The organism is Ketobacter sp. MCCC 1A13808 (assembly GCF_009746715.1).
GTDB lineage: Bacteria > Pseudomonadota > Gammaproteobacteria > Pseudomonadales > Ketobacteraceae > Ketobacter.
On the sequence record NZ_VRKW01000001.1, the window covers coordinates 610,416 to 632,779 of the forward strand.

At 52.6% G+C, this 22,364-nt stretch carries 3 protein-coding genes; all 3 read right to left on the reverse strand.

Annotated elements, in window-relative coordinates:
* Positions 1–8: 8 nt before the first annotated feature.
* Entirely contained in the window at positions 9–6,437 is a 6,429-nt protein-coding gene (locus FT643_RS02720) for a condensation domain-containing protein (RefSeq protein WP_156869132.1), read from the reverse strand.
* Complete coding sequence (locus FT643_RS02725) at positions 6,434–11,140, reverse strand: type I polyketide synthase (RefSeq protein ID WP_156869133.1); 4,707 nt, start codon at positions 11,138–11,140, stop codon at positions 6,434–6,436. Before FT643_RS02725 ends, FT643_RS02720 begins: the two co-directional genes overlap by 4 nt.
* 143 nt (positions 11,141–11,283) lie before the next feature.
* The gene (locus FT643_RS02730; RefSeq protein WP_156869134.1) at positions 11,284–22,362 is read right to left on the reverse strand and encodes a type I polyketide synthase; all 11,079 of its coding nucleotides are present in this window, start codon (positions 22,360–22,362) and stop codon (positions 11,284–11,286) included.
* Between the last annotated feature and the right edge of the window lie 2 nt (positions 22,363–22,364).

Genomic DNA, 22,364 nt, shown 5'->3' on the forward strand with positions numbered 1-22,364 from the left:
TCTCTTATTTATTGTAATTGCGTCTTTATCCAATCAATCACCGCGGCACTCTTAACGATGCCTTGGTGGTCTTCCTGGACTGACGTCCATTTTATAATATTATTTTCGTCATCCCACCCGAGGTCTGGCCGACCGTGGGTGTGCAACGATGCTTTTAGTAAACTGATATCGGCGTTTTGTATCAGCGTTTTTTCGGTCTTATAAGTAAGCAAACTGTGTAATCGACTTTCGTATGCGCTCCACCACTCTAGCAATATAAGCTCGTCAACTTCAATGCTAATTGTTTCTAGATATTGTTTCAGCCAGTGTATCTTTGTATCGGGATCCGGTTGCCGGTTAAATTCGGCAAAGTGTTCCATACCCAGTCCTAATTCAACTGCAAACATCAACAGTTGAAAATCATTATCGAATGTAATCTCGTGCAGGCCATCGGCAAAACCGCTATCCAGCATAACCAGCTTCGGTAACGTCTCTTCCGGAGCAGCCGCGCTGGAAAGCTGGCGCAACATTTCATAGCCCAACACGCCGGCCAGGGACCAGCCCACCAATGTGGTTTTGTTGTTATCGAGGCCGGCCTGCTTTAACAACGTTATAAACTCTGCCGCAGCCTGTTGCAGGCCTGCCCGATCTGCCCCGTTAAACGGCATACTGGCAACCACAGACTTACAACCCGATAAGGCACCGATCATCTGCCCATAGACACCGGGTACCCCGAGTGCGGTAGGCAAGAACACCAAAGTCTGGCCGGAGTTTACCTCGTTGTTCACCTCATCCAAGCGATAACGGTCTGCCCGTTGCAGGCATTCATTAAGGGTCAGAGACAACATATCTTTCATCGCACCCTGTGATACCACCGTCGCCAGTTCACGTATCGTCGGGTATTGAAATAGATGCGCAACGGTTACAGGCAAAGCCAATTTATTGTTGATCGACGCAATCACCTGGGTAGCGTTAATGGAGTGACCACCATATTCGAAAAAGGACCGCGTGACGTCGTTCACCGGTTGCCCCAAGATATCACTCCAGATAGCCGCAATGGCTCGTTCCGTTTCAGTCTCTGGTTGCTCCCCCTGGTCAGCTTGTTGTTGCCGCAACTGGCCCAACTGTCGAAGCCGCTCATAGGACAACGCCCCATCACTCTCTCTTGGGAACGCTTCGTTAATTGTGTGAAATTCGAGATCAAGACTCTGCACCTGCGGATAAGGCTGCACTATATGTTGCTGGATTAACTGGCGAATCGCATCCATATCTGAATGCCCGGCTGCATCTTCTGCGGACTCCAAATAAAAATCCCACTGCTGTTTGCTACGGCAGAATGGACTACTTTGCTGACGAATTTCCGCATGCTGTGAATCAAGACCGACAAAATAGTTTTGCGGTGGCATTTGCAATAGCTTTTCCAGCCAGACAGAGTCTCGGCTTTCAGAAAGGGGGATAAACCCCTTATTACGAGCCATCTGCAGTTCGACCTGACTAAAACCGGTGGCCATCCCCGTACCCTGCCAGACGCTCCAGTTCAAGCACCAGCTGCGAATCCGGGTACGACTGTTCAAGATATTAGTAAGCCGGCTTTGAACAGCATTGGCAAAACTATACGCAGCTGCATTCTGGCCACCGAAAAACCCGTTTATCGAACCATATTGAATAAAGATGCTGCGCGGCCAATGGGTGTTGAGGTAACTTGCCAGATTATAGGCTCCTTCCATTTTCGCCTGCACGGCTTGCTGCCAATGATTTTCCGTTAAGTCCTCAAGACTTTGCATAGAAAGCTGACCAGCCAGATGGAAGATACCATTCAGTTGTTTGGCCTCACATTTCTGCAAAGCGGAGGCGATTTGGTGTTGTAGCGTGCTCGGCTGCCAATCCGGCAACATCACATATTGCAATTTGCTCTCACCAAAGCGTGCCCTGAGTTGGTTGAGGCGAGCTTGCTTTTGTGGGTGAGCGGACAGCTCAGAACGCCCCGCCAGGATCACTTTCGCCTTACGCTGTTGTATCAGGTATTCGCACAACGGTTCGGCAAGACCGCCCAATCCGCCGCTAATCAGATAAACGCCATAGCGATCCACGGGCTCACCCGGGATGGCGGCAGGCGCAATACTCTTGAGCAACAACTGACGTTGTAAGTTGTCGTTTTGCCATACCACACTGCCTTTCCGCACAACACCACTGGATACCGGGTTACGTCGGATTGCGGGCACAGTTTGGGTGGGGGTAACGATCCAGGCTACTGCAGAGTTGCCGCTCTCCTGCTGCACAGTTTCCAACAACGGCTTCAATAACCAAAGCACATCCGCCGACCCGGTTTGAGACCAGAGGGTGAGGTTTTTTTGGTATCCGCTTTCTTTCAGCGCGCGCGTTATCCAGGATAGCTGTTTAGCCAACATAAACCCGTTATCGTTACGCGAGCCTACCGGGTTACTACTGGGGCCTTTCGTGTCAGCCTCGGACGAAGACGGAAAATCAATATCGTCAAAACGACCCAGGTCGACCACAAGGGCGCTAGAGTCCGATCCTTTCAGAACCGCTGCGAGCCGTTCTTGATCAGTCTGCTGCAACAGCGTTACCACCTCAGTATCGCCGTCACCTTCAACTGGCATTACCGACCAATCAACGGTATAGGCGGTATCGGCCACCGCCACTGGTGCGCTGTGGCGAGCCTCAAACGCTTCCTTGGCTGGCTGATAAAACCCAGACTCAAATTGCTTTTTAAACTGGCTGCGTTGAATTTTACCGCTGGTGGTCTTGTAGAATTCGTCTGCCTGAACTTCGATGGCATACCCGGCTACCACACCGAAGCTCTCACTCACTCGCGCAATTATTTTGCGCTCTAATTGCGCCGCATCCTGGGACCCGTCACTGACATAAAACAGCACTAACGCTTCGCTGCCGCCCTCATTTGCCGACGACACCCCTGTAGCAGCAACAAAAGTAGGCACCACACCCGGCAAATCAGTGACTGCCTGCTCCAGTTCGAAACAGTAATAGTTTGCCCCATTAACCACGATCATTTCTTTTTCGCGGCCGGTGAGAATTAAGCGCTTATTCCAGATCAGACCCAGGTCACCGGAGTTAAACCAACCCTCTCCGACAAAAGATTCGCTATTCGCATCGGGATTATTGAGGTAGCCGGGGGTAATGACCGGCCCCCGGATTTGCATTCGACCGATGACGCCTTCTTTCACCAGCTGATTGTGGGCGTCGGTAATACGCACTTCCACACCGGGTATCACGCCACCAAGATCAACGAAACCGTGAGTTGAGGCTTGTTGCGATACCACGTCCACTACGGTGGGGTCGTCTGTGGTACGGAAATACACGGCAATTTGCTGCGACGAGTTGTTGTTATAGGTCATACAGGTACAGGCTTCCGCCATGCCGAATGCCGGTTGCACTGCATCCGCGTGTAACCCGTAGGGTGATAATGCAGCGGTAAAGTTTTTAACCACCGGAGCAAGCACCTGCTCTCCAGCATTCATAATAATTTTTACTGCAGACAAATCCAGATCAGGTAAATCCGATGCCGACTTTAATGCATCAATGATGCGCTGAAACGCAAAATTAGGTGCCCAACTGAAGACCACTTTAAAACGCGACACTGTTTCTAACCAGAGCAACGGGTCTGCCAACACCCGCGCAGTCGGCAATTGTATTTGCTGAATACCCATCACCACATCTTTTAAATGGGTCGTAAGTATAGGCACCACGTGATCGAAAGGAAGCCAATTCAAACTGATGTCATCGGTGTGATAACCGTTGAATTTTGCCGATCCCGCCACATGATGGAGGACGCCTTTATGGGTTATCTGAATGGCTTTTGGCGTACCCGTGCTACCCGAGGTTAACTGTAAAAAGGCAACCGGATCCGGATGGTAACCGTTAAATTCGTAACCAGCGGAATCGGCGACCGGCTTCAGTAATTGGCCGGCATCAATCACTTTTTTGTTATCGCCCAACCACTCCGCCGTCTGCTCTACGCGATCGCTATCAGCAGCCACCACCAACTCCGCAAAATTGTGGGCTACGTTATAAAGCTTTTGCGCAACGCCGTTGCGCTTGCTGTACTGCTCCGGCGTCGCAACGACCAAAGGCCGGATTCCCGATAAGACAGCACCCCACCACACCGCAAAGAAGGGTTGATCGAAACGCATCTGCAACAACACGATTTCACCAGCCTGAATGCCCGCTCGCTTGAAACCGGAGGCTGCGATGTACGCATCTTCCAGCAGCTGTGAATAGCGATACAGAATCTGTTCTGAATCGTTCGGTAAAAACAGAAGACCTTTCTCGGGATAACGGGTTGCCGTATTGCGTAATGCTTCGAATAAATGCGAGGGTTGATCCCCTGCCAAGGGTTCACCAACCATCCATGCATCGTCACGATCTGCCAACAGGTTTGCTGCTATCGCCGCGGTTTCAGTTTTTGCTTGCTTCGCGGCGGCTTCAGATCGCAGCGTCTGCTGCACTTCATCGGCGGTAAAGGTAGGTAGCAGTACGCTGTCCCGCATCAACACCAGCTGTTTGTGACTCAAGCCTTGTGCTTGCAGTTTATCGGCCAACGCAGCCCGGTCAAAAATAGGTAATCTGAGCAACTGAAATTGATCCACTTCACCCAGGCTGTTTCGCGGTAGGCGTGGTAAGGGGTAGACATCATCGAAGGCAGAAAAATCAATGTCGTTGAGTTGCGCCTGGTCTGCCGCGATGAATAAGCGATTCACCACCTGCCCCGTTTCCAGGGTTTGCCGAACGATATAGTGATCCAGCTTTTCGAGCCCGCTTTCCGGCTCGCGATCCAGATCGTACCGGATCAAGGCAGCGTCACTGATCTGAGAAGGCGTGTGCTTTGAATCAGAGTCCGCAGCATCCGAACTGAACACCCGCTGCACAATACAGTTCAGGGTATCACCGGTCTCAGTGGTATCGGCGGCCACCATCCGAGTGAACAATAACTGTAATTGCCGGTTATAGTTCTCGATAGTAGCCGGAGTGTACATGCTGGTCTGATAGGTCCAGTTAAGTTCAAACTGATCACCCAGATCACTGATCGCCAGCATTACGTCGTAAGGTGCACCTCGGGGGCCCGACATTGGTAAAACATCGGCGATAAACCCGTCTTTGGGCAGCATCTCCGCATTCCCTTGGTGCCAGACCAGCATCAATTGGAATAAAGGTGTGCGGCTACTGTCCCGGGGTGGATTGCAATCCTGAACCACAATGGGGAACGGGCACTCCTGATATTCCATCGCCGCCAGCAAGGTTTGCTTCACTTTCCTGAAATGCGATTTTAAGGACCCGCTCAAATCCGGTTGTGCCCGCAATACGACCGGATTGGCAAAATCCCCCACCACCTGATCCATGCCTTTTCCGGAGCGTCCCATAGTGGGTGTACCCAGCAGAAAGTCATTGGCACGAGTATGGTGCTGTACCATTATTTGAAAGGCTGTCTGCACAAATACAAACGCCGTGATGCTGTTATTTTTACAAAACGCTTTGATGGAATGATACGTTTCAGGCCCGACTACCTGCTTAAAAACTTGAGTTTGCAATTGCAAAACGGGGGGGCGTTGAAAATCGGACGGCAAACTCACGGTGATGGGTGCGCCCTGCAACTGGCGCTGCCAAAAACGCCGTTGGCGTTTGCCCTCTTCACTGTCCATAAAGGATTGTTGCCATTCGACATGCTGGCGATAGGTTGCCGCCACCGGTTGCACTGAAACCGCATCACCCCGAGCGGCAGTTTCGTAGAAGGTCTTAATATCCTGAGCAACGATCAATAAAGCCCATAGATCGGCACCAACATGCTGAATGGTGGCAATCAGAATATCTCCCTTCACGGAATTACGGACAATTTTGACCCTTAAGCAGGGCTCATGGCTAAGATCGAACGGCGCATCCGCTTCTTTATCCAGGTAATCCTGTAAAGCCGGCTCATCCCATCCGCTGCCATCAACGATTTGCAAAGGCATCGGCATGTGACTCCACACTTGCTGACGCGGTCCCAACTCAGTATCAGTAAAGGTGGTGCGCAATACCGGATGGCGAATCAACAAAGCATGAAACGCCTGCCTTACGGCATCTTCGTTTACCTGCGAAGCCAGTACGCAAGCAAAAGTGGTGTTATAAGCCGGGCTGTTGGGTGCGAACCTGTAGAGCATCCAGATCGCGCCCTGGGTGTAGGCCAGAGGATATTCGTCTATCAGTTCCGCTGAGCTTTGAACTTCGCTTTCTGTCTCTGTTTGCAACCAGGCAAGAATATCTGCTTTATTGGCTTTCAGCAGACTCATAAGGGGTTTGGTCAACAGTTCTTTGGGCGCTTTGAAGCGCAGCGCACCACTTTCAAGCCACAGCTCCAGCCCCTGTTCGAAATAGGGCTCCAGCTGCGCTTTCAGCGTGTCATTCTTCATACCTGCTGCTTTGACGCCTTCTGCAGCACTCATAAAACACCTTCAATCAGAGCGTCGTCTTCATCTTCCTCGGAAAGCGGCTGCCCACAAGCGGTTTTATTTTCCAACTGTTCCTGATAGCCGTCCGCCATCCATTGCGCTACATCACGCAAATTAGCACCACCCAGCATTCGCACGACCGGCAGTTCGACTTCGGTTACTTTGGTGACGCGGTTTTTGAATTCCACCGCCATTAACGAATCAATACCCATGTCGATAAGCGGCTGGGTTACATCCACTTCGTCCGGCATCAATTGCAGCGCATTCGCTAGCTGCTGTTTCAGATAACCGAGCAAACGTTCGGCCCGCTCCTCCTGCGCACACTCCGCCAACTCTTGCTTAAACAGTAAATCTTCCTGGTTCAGCTCTACCTCAACATTCAGCAAATCCTCAACCGAATCCACATCCTGGACTGAGCGGAACAAGCTGCCCATCGCCGTAATATCCATGATCGGTTTAAAACGATGCCAGAGCATATCCGCGACGATTAACTGGTTTTGATCGCTCGCTAATAACCTGCCGAAAGTTTGCGTTCCGGTGGCCTGACTGATTTGCAACAGGCCGCGTTTTTCAGCCTGATCTGCCGATTCATGGGAAACCATTCCGGACTCTGCCCAGGGCCCCCAGTTGAGTGCAACGGCGGTCTTGCCCTGTTGGTGGCGACGCTGAATCACGGCATCCACCACTTGGTTAGCGGCACAATAATGGAAATTCCCAGCGGAGCCCCATACTGAGGCGATAGAAGAATAGCCAGCGAAAAACTGTAGATCGTCGTGACTGGTGAGTTCGTCCAACCATTGCATTCCCAGCACTTTATTCGCCATCAAGCGACTACAGCGCTGCGTATCCAACTCCTGAATCGGGCTCAACTCAAATTGCCCGGCGGCGTGCACGACTCCGGCCAGAACACGGTCCTGTCGTAAGGAGTCAAGTATACTCTCTAACGCGGCACGATCTGCCAGATCCACCGTAGGGACGACAATTTGGGCACCGAGCTTACGCAGCGCATCGACCCGTTCGGCCGCCTCGTCACCCACGCCACTACGACTTAACAAGGCAATGTGTTGAGCGCCCTGCCGCACCATCCATTCAGCAATTGCCAAGCCCAGGGAACCAGTACCCCCGGCGATGACATAGAACCCGGTTTCGCTCAATTTCAGATTGCGCTTGGCCAAACTTTCGGGCTGCACGCGGGTAATCGCCGGAGCCAGCAATCGTTGCTCCCGAAGCGCTATCCATGGTTCGCTGACACCATTGCTCATAATCTGCGAACATTGTTTGGCGACTACCGCATTCCATTGATCCACGTCCAGAACCGCACGTACTTTGCCTGCCAATTCCAGCACCAGGTTTTTCGCAAAGCCCAGTATCATCGCCTGCTCGGGTTGCACTTCCTGCTGCTGATCCGCAATGGCATAAGCGGATTCAGTAATAAACCACAACTCCACATTAGCCGCTTGCTGCACGGTTTTGGCAATGCTCAACATCAAGCCGGTGAGCGCATCGTATTGCGCAGCGTTGTTCAGCTGCCCAAGTTGAGCGGTCGAGATCACAATCTTCAGCGGTAAGCGTTCGCCCTCTGTTTGCGGGTCGACAGGCAAATTGGCTGTTGCTTTTTCAATAACGCGAGCCAGTAACGGACTGGCCTGCCCTTGAGCCGGAACGGCTTCCCGCTCCTGACTGACTTCCAGCACCGCACCCTCATCACTGAGTTCATAGCACCCGGTAGTAACCCCGGATGCATTTGCCCCCACTTGTGAGGCAAACGCGTCGGCAATGGAATACGTTGGGAACAACAGCAACCAGGCTCCCTGACCGATGGGCAGATCGTTCAGGGTCTGAGTTACATCCCAACGTAACTGATACAGCCAGTTTTTGGCTTTCTCTGGCAATTCCTGACGCTCAAGATGGGCGCGCAAGGTGTCGTTCCAATAACTTTTTCGCTGAAAGGCATAGGTCGGCAAGATCACCGGAGAGACTTCTTTTGCCGGCATGATATTGGCCCAGTTCAGGTCGATTCCGGCCACATAAATTTGAGCCAGACTGTGGGTCAACGTATCCAGCCCGCATCGGTTTTTTTGCTGGCTCGCGACCGTAACCAGTTCATCTGCTGCAGTCACTGCTGCATGGGTATCCTGCAGCATAGAAAGCAGGGCCGCGCCGGGTCCGATTTCCAGCGCCAGGTCTACGCCGGCCTCAATGATACTGTTGGCGCAAGCCAGAAAGTTCACCGGCTGACGGATTTGCTGTACCCAATAATCCGCACAAGCCATTTGCTTGCCCAGGTGCTGACCGTTCAAATTGGACAGCACTCGTATGCGCGGTGTCGTGTATTGCAGTTGCTCGATACGACTGTGGAACTGGTCCAGAATCGGCTCCATTGCCTGGGTATGGAACGCATGCTGAACCGGCAACAGCCGGCAATCTACCTGTTGTTGCTTTAGCTCGGTTTGCAGCGCTTCGATGTGCTCAGGCTTACCACCGACCACTGTATTGAGCGGCCCGTTTACAGCACAAACCGATACATCATCGTGATTCCGGATTAAACTCTCCGTATCCGACTCGTTGGCAAAAACCACGAGCATACTGCCCCGCTCTGTTTCACCCATCAAGCGGGCACGGTCAGCTATCAGTTTGCAGGCATCCTCAAGTGTGAATACACCAGCAATGGTGGCAGCGGTTATTTCGCCGACGCTGTGACCGGACACGCAATCCGGCTTCACTCCCCAATGCATCCAGGTTTTTGCCAAGGCGTATTCCAGCGCAAATAGCGCCGGCTGTGTATAACGGGTTTGGTTTAACCGGCTCTGGTGCTCGCCCCACATAATGGACTGAAGACTGAGGGTGTCGCCTTCCGTATTCCCCTCTGCCAAAAATGGATTAAGCTCTTCTGCTACCTGGTCAAAGTGGGTTTTGAATACGGGAGTTGAGTCGTAGAGCGCTTGCCCCATGCCTTCAAACTGAGCGCCTTGCCCTGAAAAAACAAACGCCACTTTATACGTGGGCTTCTTTTTCTGACCGCGCAGAATGCCGTTTTGCTGACCCCGTTTATGGGCCAACTGTGATTTCAATTCGCGGCTGTCCTGCGCTAAAAACGCGGCACGAAATTTATAATGGTCCCGCCCGCTGGCGCAGGTCTTGGCGATCTGCTGCAAATCCAGATGCGGACGTTCACTCAATTGCTGCAACATGGCATCCTGCCATTCCGAAACAGCCTGTAATTGTTTACCGGAGGTAAGTACCAGTCCTGGTACCCAGGGGGCAGGCGCCGTAGCTTCCTCTGCCTTGGCTTTTGCCGCTTTCGGTACATACTCCTCCAGAATCACATGCACATTTGTGCCGGTAAACGCAAATGCGCTTAAGCCTGCACGCAGCTTGCCGTCCGTCGCCGCATACTGATCCCAGGGAATGAGTTTATCGGTGACCTGAATGGCCATTTTATTCCAGGGAATATAGGGGTTGGGAGTGGAGTAGTTGATGTGCGGAGGAATGGTCCGATGTTGCAATGACTGGATGAGTTTGATCAGCCCAGCGGCCCCGGCGGCGGCTTCACTGTGACCAATATTGGTTTTGGCGGAACCCACCAACAGCGGGTGCCTGCGCGGCTGTCCTGCACAATATACCGTGTTCAGTGCCCCCAATTCGATGGGATCACCCAACGGCGTGCCGGTGCCGTGCGCTTCGACATAGCTGACGTCTTCAGCCTGCAGTTGTGCCTGCTGAAGAGCGGCACGGATACAATCTTCCTGAGCAGACTCATTAGGTGCGGTAAAGCCCTGGGATTTGCCGTCCTGATTAATACCGGTACCTTTTACCAGCGCCAGAATATTATCGCCATCGGCGACAGCGTCCGATAGCCGCTTCAGCATGACGATGCCACAGCCTTCAGAACGCACGTATCCGTCGGCGGCGGCATCGAATGTTTTACAACGTCCGTCTTCCGCCAGCATCCGGGCTTTGGCAAACACAATCGAGATCGCCGGATTAAGTACCAGGTGTACCCCGCCGGTCAGAGCAGAATCACATTCTCCTTTGCGCAAGGATTCACACGCATAGTGCAGCGCAGTCAACGATGAGGAACACGCGGTATCCAGAGCCAACGCTGGCCCCTTAAAATTGTACAAGTAGGAAATCCGGCAAGGCGCTGCGCTCATGGCATTACCGATGCCCTGCCAGGGCGTCAGGTCTTCGGCTTTTCCGAACATGCTGCCCAGATGGGCATAATCGTTTGAGGCGATTCCCACAAATACGCCAACCCGGCTGCCGCTCAAACGGCCCGGCGCATAGCCGGCAGTTTCCATGGTTTCATGGCACACTTCCAGCAACAAACGATGTTGTGGATCGATGTCATCAGCCTCGCGCGGTGAAACGCCAAAAAACTCAGCATCAAACTGGTCCGGCTCGTCAATAATACCCAGCCCTTTGCTGTAAATTTTACCCGGAGTATCGGGATTGGGATCATAAAGATCGTCCATATTCCAGCGTTCATGGTTATCCTGCTGAGTAATACAGTCGACCCCGTTATATAGATTCTGCCAGAACGCATCGGGGCTTTTGGAGCCACCGGGATAGCGACAACCCATACCGATAATGGCGATCGGTTCGTGGGCTGTCTTTTCAAATTTGGCCAGCTGGCGCTTTAGCGTTTTTATTTCTTTTAACGCGTTTAGCATCAATTCTTGTGTTGATTTGCTCATCTTTGCCCTCGGGCGAGTTTTGGGGTTTAGGTTCCTGCTGGCCCGAAAAGAATCAACGCCCCGGTGCTACTCGCTGTCAAAGCAACACCGGGGTGATGACCGTCTTCCAGGCTAGCAGGACTATTGCCCCTATTTGTTAACAATCAGTCTTCGTCATCTTCGCCTAACTCTGCCGCCAGCATGGCTGCCAGTTCATCGTCAGACAGATCATCCAATTGATCGTTTTCATCCTCGTCTTGCTGTGCCTGAGCGTCGGCGGCAGCCTGTTCTTCCTGCTGTGCCTCCTCTGCCGCTTCCTCAGGGAACATATCCTGAATCAGGAAGGTACTCAGGCTCGACACCGTCGGGTATTTGAACATCAGTGTGGCCGGTAGTTGCTTGCCGATAAGTGCGCACAGAATATTACGCAGCTCTACCGCCATCAACGAATCCAGACCCAATTCCTGCAATGGCTGATTCGGGTTAATGGTATCGGATTCATCCAGCCCCATAACACGTTTGATCTGTTCGCAGATCATGTCGACCAACATGGGCGTACGTTCGTCTATCGGTGCATCCAGCAAGGAGCTGCGGAATTCATCTGCCATTTTCTGCAGGTCCGCATCCACACCGACACTGGCTTTAACATCCAGCTCGGACAGGAAGGCAGGAATAGAGCCCGTCATATTAGCCAACGCTGCCCAGTCAATCACCATCAAGCCACGTTGCACCGGATTACTTTCCAGTACCTGTGCAAACCAGTTCAGACCATCCTGCGGTTCGATAAGGTGTACACCAGAGGCTTTCGCATTGGCTTCCACTTGGCTGTTCGCGGCCATTCCCACTTCACCCCATGGGCCCCAGTTTATTGCTATACCAGGCATTCCCAGTGCACGACGATGCTGTGCCAATCCATCCAGGAAGGCGTTAGCCGCCGCGTAGTTAGCCTGCCCGGGCGCACCCAGCAAGGAGGAAAGGGACGAGAACAATACGAACATATCCAGATTTAGATGCTTGGTCGCATTGTGCAGATACCAGGCGCCTGCCAGTTTCGGAGCCATTACTTTTTCGAAGCTGGCCATATCCTGGTTAACTACAAAGGCATCCGCCAGCACACCGGCAGCATGGATCACACCGGCCAGAGGCAAGCTGTTCTCCTGCACTGCACTGATCATGGCTTGCACTGACTCGGCATCACCGGAGTCCGCTTTCACCGTGGTCACTTTGGTGCCTTTCGCCTCAATTTCTTTGACTCCCTCCGCATCCACATCCCGCACATCACGGCGAGCTGCCAGTATCACTTCTCCGGCCCCCTGGTCAGCAAACCAGTTAGCGAACAACATACCCAAGCCGCCACTGGCACCGGTAATCAGATAACTGCGATCGGACTGCACTGTAATCTCAGGATCGTCACGGTTAATCAGGATCTTACCAACATGCTTGCCCTGCGCCATGTAGCGGAATGCTTCCATCGCTTCTTTATGCCGGAACACAGTGAACGGCAACGGTTTATAGTGCCCCGCCTCAATGTTCTCGACAATTTCATCCATCAGTTTGCGTAAAGCCATCGGATCCTGCAGTGTCACAACCACCAGGTCGAATGCTTCGTAATAGATATCATCACGGAACGCAGTGACCCGGTCCTGAGTCCAGATATCCGCCTTACCAATCTCAATAAAGCGTCCATTTGGATTCAACAATTGCATGCTGGTGGTAATGAATTCACCGGCCAGGGAATTAAGCACCACGTCTACGCCCTCACCACCGGTGGCTGCTCGAATCTGTTGAGCAAAGTCCAGTGAGCGCGAATCAAAGACATGCTCGACGCCGATTTTGCGTAGATAATCGCGCTTTTTCTCACTGGCAGTGGCGAACACTTCCGCACCCAGATGCCTGGCTATATAGATCGCCGCCAGACCGACACCCCCGGCACCGGCATGAATCAATACCCGCTCACCTTTCTTCAGCTTCGCGAGATTTTTCAAACCATGTAACGCCGTGCAGTACACAACCGGAATGGTTGACGCTTCATTAATAGAGAGATTATTCGGCACACGACAGGTCAGTAGTTCTTCTGACAACGTCTGTGTACTCATACAGGACTCGGTGAGAGGCAGCATTACCCGGTCGCCAACCTTAAAGTCCTTAACCTCTGCGCCTAACTCGATGACTTCACCGATACACTCACCGCCTAAGGGTCCGGCTTCACCGGGATAGACATCAAGCACACCCATAACGTCCCGGAAGTTCAAACCGGCGCTAAGCACTCTCACACCCACTTGGGTAGATCCCAGAGTACGAGGCTCGAAGGGGACAAACTTGAGGTCTTCAAAGGTGCCTTTCTTCTCGATGATTAGCCGATAAGGTGCTTCTGGTATCGACATCCCGGCCGACTCGATTCCGGTGCGCGCCAAACGCGCAACCAACCGGGCGCCGCGACGGTAGGCAACCTGTTTTTCGTTACCGGCTTGCTGCATTTCTGTAATAACAGAGCGTGCTGCGCGACTATTGCCTTCTGAATCCACGTCAACCAATACCGAGGCGTATTCAGAGTGTTCCATATCCAACACTTTACCAAAGCCCAGTAACGCGGTTTGCGCTGGATTGATATAAGAATCGCTGCGCTGTACCGCCACCGCCGATTCAGTGACGCACCACAAACGTGGTGACCCTGCTGCGGACATCAGCTGCAGTGCTTTTAACATGTTGAGGATGGGTGAGAAGATGCGCTTTTGCAGACCCAGCACATCGGATGCTGGCATTTCCTGCGGCGCAACATACAACAGACCCGACACGTTGGCGAGGCCACCGACGGCTCCAATCATCTGCATCCACTGACCACCGTCTTCGGGATTCAGGCGGATAGTGTTGTCTTCTTGGTTAAACCCATCTGCGCTATCACACGCGATACGCCACGTGGTGATATCCGTATTAGCACTCAATTCGTCGTAGATCGCTGCGGCCAACGGAGACGTTTCCCCGATAACCAGATAGGATCCCTTCAGAGCCGCCAATTCCTGATCTGCCGGAATCGACTGGGTTTTCCAGTGCACATCGTAATGACCGTCAAACGGATCTTTACTAATGGCCCGCAACAACGCTTCCTTCGGTGCCCGCTTGCTGTGCAGGGTATCGACATCAATCAGGATATTACCCTGATCATCGTAGACCTGAATGGTGTGAGAATAGCTTTCCACAACCGCTTCCGGATCTTCAGGCGGATTTTTAATTTTTACATGACACCACAACTCGGTGCTTGGCTTACGGAAGAAACGTAAGTTTTCCAATGCAAACGGAATGTAAATCGCATCCACTTTCGAGGTGTCAAAATCCGTGTGCATGGTGGCCAAAGCTGAGCTTTGGAAACAGGAATCCATCAGTCCGGGATGGATTATATATTTACCCTGCTCCAGTGCCGATTCGGGTAAACGCAGCTTGGTCAACGTTTCACCGGGGCGACGCCAGAAGCCTTCGATCCAACGGAACTGTGAGCCCAGCTGATAACCGACTTTCCACATTTCGTTATAAAAAGTCTGACCATCGAAGGTATGCAGTGCGCGCGATTGGATTTGCTCGACGTCTTCGGCTGTTAACACCTGAGTTGAGTCCGGCTGTTCACAAGCAGACACATTCATACTGGCGTGCATGGTCCAGTCTGCATCGGCATTCGCCTTTTCATCGCGGCTAAAGCCTTTGACTTCAAAGTCCGGACCGCCGTCTTTTGCAGCCAGTTTCTTGAAGCCATAATGCAAACGACGCTTTTGCCCTTCCTCTAAAATAAACGGTTCCGGGAAGACAACATCATCCAACACCACTGGCTTGTCGCCATACACATCGCGTGCGCACAGAATCGTATTGGCAACATGGAATGCTCCGGGCGCTACCACCACTTCATAGAGCCGGTGGTCGTCCAAATTAAACGGATGATTTACACCGAAATTATTCTCGAAGAAATAATCGTCACTCATGGGGGAGTGCATCACGCTGAGCAGGTTTTCTGTTACCTGACCCATGGAGCCACCACCGCCCACCATGCCGTTGTCGTTGTCACCTAACCAATATCGCTTACGGTCAAAGGCATAACTCGGTGCTGCAACACGCTGGCGGGAATAAGGAGAATCGAATGCGGCCCATTTAATATCAACACCCAAAGAATAAAGCTGTGCCGCGGCCAAGTTAAACTGACGCCCGGAGTCCTGCTTCATGCGAAGCGTGTGCACAAAGCGACACTTGTCTGTTCCCAGTATCTGCGTTGCCAAGCCGGTAAGCGTAGAGCCCGGCCCGATTTCAAGACACAGATCCACTTTCATTTCCGGGAGCTTTTGTACTGCATTGACAAACAACACCGGACGTTTAACGTGTTCAACCCAATAGGCCGCGGTAGAGAGTTCGCCCTGATTCAGGGAACCACTCACCGTGGAGACAATATCGAGTTTCGCCGGATGGAATTCAATGCTTTCAGCAACGGCTTTGAACTCCGCCAGCATGGGTTGCATCAGGTTGGAATGGAACGCGTGAGAGACCGTTAACAATCGAGCGTCGATATCCTCAGCGCCGGCTTTTTCGATAATGGCAGCAATGCCAGCCGCGGTGCCAGACACCACGGTATTACCCGGCGCATTGCACGCGGCAATCTGTACATCATCGACTCCCTGCAACAATGCTTCCACCTTGTCGTAGGTGGTCAATATAGCCGCCATATCACCGGTTTCGCACTGCTCCACCATCAAGCGTCCCCGTGCCACGATCAGACGCATGGCGCTTTCGAGTGACATAACTCCCGCCAACACCGCAGCGGCGTATTCACCCACACTGTGTCCCACCATCACATTGGGTTTCAGCCCCAGGCTCTGCCAATGGCAGGCCAGTGCATATTCCAGTGCGAAGATTGCGGGTTGGGTGTACTGGGTGTTGTCGATCTCAGCACTGCGATCACCCCACAATAGCTGCAGCAGAGAATCACCGGTTTCCTGTTCGAATAATACCTCGCATTCATCCAGTCGCGCCTTGAAGGCCGGGTTGGTGTCATAGAGTTCTTTGGCCATGCCTGCGTATTGCGAGCCTTGGCCGGTGAACAACCAAGCCTGGGCTGTCACAGCTGCCACTCCGTCGCTGCTGAAACTACCGGCAACGGAAACGCCCTCCGCTACTTGTTTTAGCTTGTCAATCGCGGCTGCAGAATCCGGAGCAACAACGGCAATGCGGTGTTCGAAGTGTTGACGAGCGGTGTTTGCGGTAAAGGCAATATCAGCGAACGCAACTTCTTTTGGATTCATATAATCCTGTTGCAGGAATTCAGCATAGCGTTTCGCCAATCCCAGCACCGCCCCTTCGGTTTTACCCGACAGGGTCAACACATGGCTGTTGCGCTCAACCGCATTGATAACGTCACTGCGTACCGGCGCTTCTTCCAGAATCATGTGCACATTGGTGCCACTAAAACCGAACGAGCTAATGCCCACGCGGCGTTTACGCTCACCGCTTTTCCACTCTCGACTCTCGGTAGGAATGGTGAACTTAGACGCATCCACGGCAATGTGCGGATTGAATTTATTGAAATGCAGATGCGGCGGAATTTCACCGTGTTGCAATGAAAGCGCTGCCTTCATCACACTGGAAACACCCGCTGCGGATTCCAGGTGACCGATATTGGTTTTTACCGAACTGATGATCAACGGATTGTCGCTGTTGCGATTGGCGCAATACACCGACTCCAGTGATTGTACTTCGATGGGATCGCCCAATGGCGTTGCCGTACCATGGGTCTCTACCCAGTCGATATCGTCTACGGTCAAACCGGCATTGGCCACCGCAGCGCGAATCACCGTTTCTTGAGAAGGTCCGTTCGGTGCTGTGAGGCTACTGGAGCGTCCGTCCTGGTTGACCGCTGAGCCCTTGATTACGGCAACGATATTGTCGCCATCACGTTCTGCATCCGATAACCGTTTTAACGCCAGTACGCCAACACCTTCACCTCGCACGTAACCATCGGCGCTTTCGTCAAACGTCTTACAACGACCTTCTTTCGACAACATATGCGCTTTCGATAACGCGACAAAGGTCTCCGGCATGACCATGGCATTCACGCCACCGGCCAACGCCATATCACATTCGCCGTTACGCAGGCTTTGTGATGCCAAGTGAATGGCAACAGCCGAAGAAGAACAGGCCGTATCGATGGTCATCGCCGGGCCTTGCAGCCCCATATTAAAGGACACCCGTCCGGCAATGACATTGAGCGCGTTACCGGTAGGGATAAACATAATGTCATCCTCGCGGGCGCCAGTGGCGCAAGCGCGAATGTATTCGTTGGCACCCACGCCGACAAACACACCCGTCTTACTGCCATTCATTGCGTTCGGCGCGTAGCCCGCATTTTCCAGAGAACTCCAGGCGGCTTCAAGCACCAAGCGTTGCTGCGGCTCCATGCTCTCCAGTTCGCGCGGTGCGATTCCAAACAGCTTGCCATCGAACGATTCGATGTTATCGACCAAGCCGGCAGACAAGGTGTAGGTTTTACCCGGTGCGTCTTCGTTTTTGTCTAAATATTTTGTCAGGTCCCAGCGATCACTCGGCTCATCGTTGATACCGCATTCCCCGTTTTTCAGTAATTTCCAGAAATCACCGGGGCCGTTGGGGGCCATCGGCATCTTACAGCCGATACCGACAATGGCGATGGCTTCACCATGATAGCTGCCAACCGAAACGGACTGGGCTTCGCTTTCCGCCCCATACAATGCAACGGAAAAGTACTCAGCAATTTTATTGATGGTCGGGTAATCGAAAATCAACGTCGCTTTCATGGCTTGGCCGGTGTCGGCTTCCAATTGCTTTTTGATTTCCAGCGCCATAATGGAATCAATACCCAGATCCATCAACGGCATTTCAGGATCAACAATCTCACCCTCAGCTTTGCCGGTCACTTTACCCAGCAGGCCCTGTAGGTAACCGACGATCTGTTCAACCCGCGCTTCTACTTCCAGCGGATATAGGGATTTAAAGAACGCGGATTTCTCGCCGGTGACACCAGAAGTAGCCGCCAGGCTGCGACCCAATGTTCCGAACATAGGATGCGGACGCCGCATCTCAACGATTTCACGAAAACGTGTCCAGTCGATATCCGCAACAGTCTGATGCGCAGCGCCACCATGCCAGGCTTTACTCAACAACTCGATCGCGGATTCTGGATCGAACGGTGTTAATCCACGTCGCTCCGCTTCATCTGAGGCTTCGCCCGCTGCCATACCGGCTCCGCCCCATGGGCCCCAGTTGAAGGCCGTAGCAGGCAAACCATTGGCAATACGGTAGTCCACCAGACCATCCAGGAAGTGGTTAGCCGCCGCGTAATGCGCCATGCCACCGGAACCCCAAACAGAGGCGATGGAAGAAAACACGACAAACAGATCCAACTCAACGGATTGAGTGGCATTATGTAAATTCAGCGCCCCTTCCAGTTTCGATTGGGTCACCTTTTGCCACTGTTCAATCTGCATTTCGTGAGCCAGTGCTATTTCACTGATGCCCGCGGCATGCACCACACCTTTCAACGGATTGGCTGACTGCGCCAACTCGCCAACCAGATCGGCCAGAGCCGCTTCGTCACACACATCTACGTTGGCGACTTTGATCTCAACGCCTTGTTGCTGCAAGCGGCCAATCAGCTCAGCTCGCTCTCCCTCTAATGAATCCAGGCTGCCACGACGGCTCATTAACACAATGTGTTTGGCACCACTACGGGCCAGCGCATCGGCTACGTATAATCCAAGGCCACCCAGTCCCCCGGTCACCAGGTAACTGGCATCCGCATCCAGAGTCACTACTTTGGCATCGTTAAGACGATCCTGACCTAAGCGTAAAACACTTCTGGTCGCGCCCTGGTACTTAACCACATCTTCCTGGGCGTTGGCATTCAATTCAGCCCACAGTGCCGAGGCTTGCTCTTCTGCACTGCCGCTAAGATCGACGATACCGCCCCACAATTCACCGGCCTCAAGGGCAAACCCTTTGGCAAAGCCGATGAGGGGATAGGCTGCCAGGTTGATCTGGTCCAGGTTGTACGCGTTTTCACTGACACACCAGAGGCGGGCCGGATTTGTCGAATCGCTACCCGCCACAATGGCTTTGGCCGCTGCCATCACCACCGGAATCTGGGAATGAACGACAGAAGGAACTTCCTGGAGCTGAGATGGCATGTTCGGAGCCGTGATCAACACCGGAAGAATTTTCCCGTTCTGTTGTGCTTTTTCCTGTAGCGGCGCTACCGCGGCTTTAATCGCATCGGCATTGGATTGTCCGTCCAGGTGCAATATTGTTGCACTGCTGTTTAATGCCGACACCCAGGCAGGCTGGTTGCCGATAATCACCATATCGTCGAACAGAGTGGATTGCCCATCACCCTCTCCCGAGCTGTCTCCAGCCAGAGCGGTTTCAAACCAGTCAGTGGCGTACAGTAAACGGCCAAAGGACATACCGGAGGCTTTGCTGTAATTACCATGGCGGATTTTATCCACCCAGTAGCTCTGACGCTGATAGGGGTAAGTCGGCAAATCGACACGGGCAAGAGCACCACCGATAAACAGCGTATTCCAGTTAATAACGGCACCACTGCAATGCAGTCCTGCAATCACAGAGGTCAGGTGCTCGCTTTCTATCGCTTCGCGATCCACACTGTGCAGATAATTAATCGGCTGCGTCGATTCAATGCATTGCGGAGCCAGTTTCACCAGATTAGCGCCAGGACCAATTTCAACACAGGCCTGTATTTTCTGATTGCCTAATTCTTTTGCGGCATCCAGGAACAATACGGCATCACGCACATGCTCCACCCAATATTCAGGCTTTTTCACGTCCTGTGTAGCGGTCTTGCCGGTTTTACTGGAAATAAATCGGATGCGTGGCGCTTTAAGAGTAACTTTCGCTACCTCTTTGGCAAACGCTTCCAGCATCGGCTGCATCATCGGGGAATGAAAAGCGTGGGATACCGTCAACAGTTTTGCTTTTATTTTCTCATCCGTGAGCAACGCAACGGCTTGTTCTACCGCCGGCTTTTCACCGGAAATAACACAATTACGCGGCCCGTTGACCGCAGCAATATCAATCACACTATCCAGTGTTTCAATGACGTTGCGGGTTTCTTCCGCACTGGCAAACACCGCAGCCATCGAACCTTTTTCACATTCGCTGGCCATTAAGCGGCCCCGCGCGCAAATAAGACGAACCGCATCCGCCAATGACATTACACCGGAATACACGGCAGCGGCATACTCACCAATACTGTGCCCTGTAACACAGGCAGCCTGCACACCGGTAGCCGTCCAAAGCTGTGTCAATGCATATTGCAACGCAAATATAGCGGGCTGTGTGTATTGGGTTTCGTTCAACAGACTACTGTTATCACCCCACATGACCGACAATAACGGCTGGTCCAATTCCTCTTTCATTAACTCCGCGACAGAATCCAGCGCTTGCTGAAACACGGGAAAGCGCTGATAAAGCTCCTGCCCCATACCGGCAAACTGTGCACCTTGCCCCGTGAACATAAAGGCCAATTTGGCAGGGTTGGTGCCGACATCAGCAATATTGATCCCCTCGGAGGTACCGTTTTTCAGCAACGCGTTAAGACGATCGGCTGCTTGCTGTGCAGAACCGGCCGCGATGGTGGCACGATGGCGGAAATGGGTACGTCCGGTCGATGCGGTAAAACAGACATCACTCCAATCACGATCCTGAACCGTGGGCAGGGTAAGTGCATCGGCATACGCTGCGAGGTACGCCTGCAATGCCTCTTTGGATTTCGCAGAAATCGTGAGCAAATCGGGAGCAAACTGCTGCGCCGGTTTTTCATCTGCAATATCGGAGGGAATCGGCGCCTGCTCAACAATAATATGACAGTTGGTCCCACTGAAACCGAACGAGCTTAAGCCACCAATCCGGGTTGGGCTATTCCAGGCCCGCTGTTCAGTCGGCACATCAATCGCGATAGTGCTCCAATCGATATAGGGATTGGGTGTATCAAAATGCAGGTGCTTGGGAATAGCCTGGTTATGGATAGATAAAACCAGTTTAATAAAACCGGCAACACCGGCCGCCGCTTCCAGATGACCCATGTTGGTCTTGATGGAACCCACCACCAGTTTCTCAGTGCGTTCTTTTCCGTAAACGGTATTCAACGCGGCCAGCTCAATCGGATCACCCAGCGGGGTTCCGGTACCGTGCGCCTCAATATAAGACACTTCGTTGGGTTTAACCCGCGCGTCTTCCAGCGCTGCCCGCAGTACCTTTTCCTGCGCCAGCTCGTTGGGCGCTGTTATACCCTGACTTTTACCATCCTGGTTTACGGCTGAACCCCGCACAACAGCTAACACATTGTCACCGTCTCGCATCGCATCAGAAAGACGCTTCAACACAACGGTACCGCAACCTTCGCCGCGCACATAGCCGTTCGCGCCACCGTCGAAAGTCTTACAACGACCATCAGGGGACAACATCCCTGCACGAGCAAAAATCATGGACGTGGTGGGTTCAAGAATTAAATTTACACCGGCCGCCAGGGCCATGTCTGATTCACCTTTACGCAAACTTTGCACCGCAAGGTGAATGGCAACCAGAGAAGAAGAACAAGCCGTATCAACAGACAGACTCGGCCCTTGTAAGCCCAGCAAATAACTCAAACGCCCAGACGCAACGGAATGTGCATTACCGGTACCGTTATACGGGGAAATATCTTCCAGGCTGCCGGACTGGGCTTGCATATGGGAATAGCCCATGTGACAGATGCCCACAAACACACCGGTTTTAGAGCCCATCAAACTATCCGGTGCAATGCCAGCATGCTCCAAAGAATCCCACGTGGTTTCCAGCAACAAGCGCTGTTGCGGTTCCATCAACGTGGCTTCTACCGGTGCCACGCCAAAAAAATCCGCGTCAAACATATCCACGTCGTCCACTAGGCCGTTGGCTTTGGTGTAAAGCTTGCCTACCGCTTCCGGATCAGAGTCATAATAATCGTCTGCGATCCAGCGCTGATCCACCATTTCAGTGATCGCATCGCCGCCTTTATCTAATAAGTCCCATAATTGCTCAGGGCTGTTCGCCCCACCGGGCAAACGACAACCCAAACCGATCACGGCAATGGGCTCGTACTTTTCTTTTTCCAGACGGGACACGGAATCTTTGGATTTTTTTAATTCTTTGAGAGCTTGTTTTAATAATTTCGCTGTATCAGTAGCGTTGCTGGTGGACATGT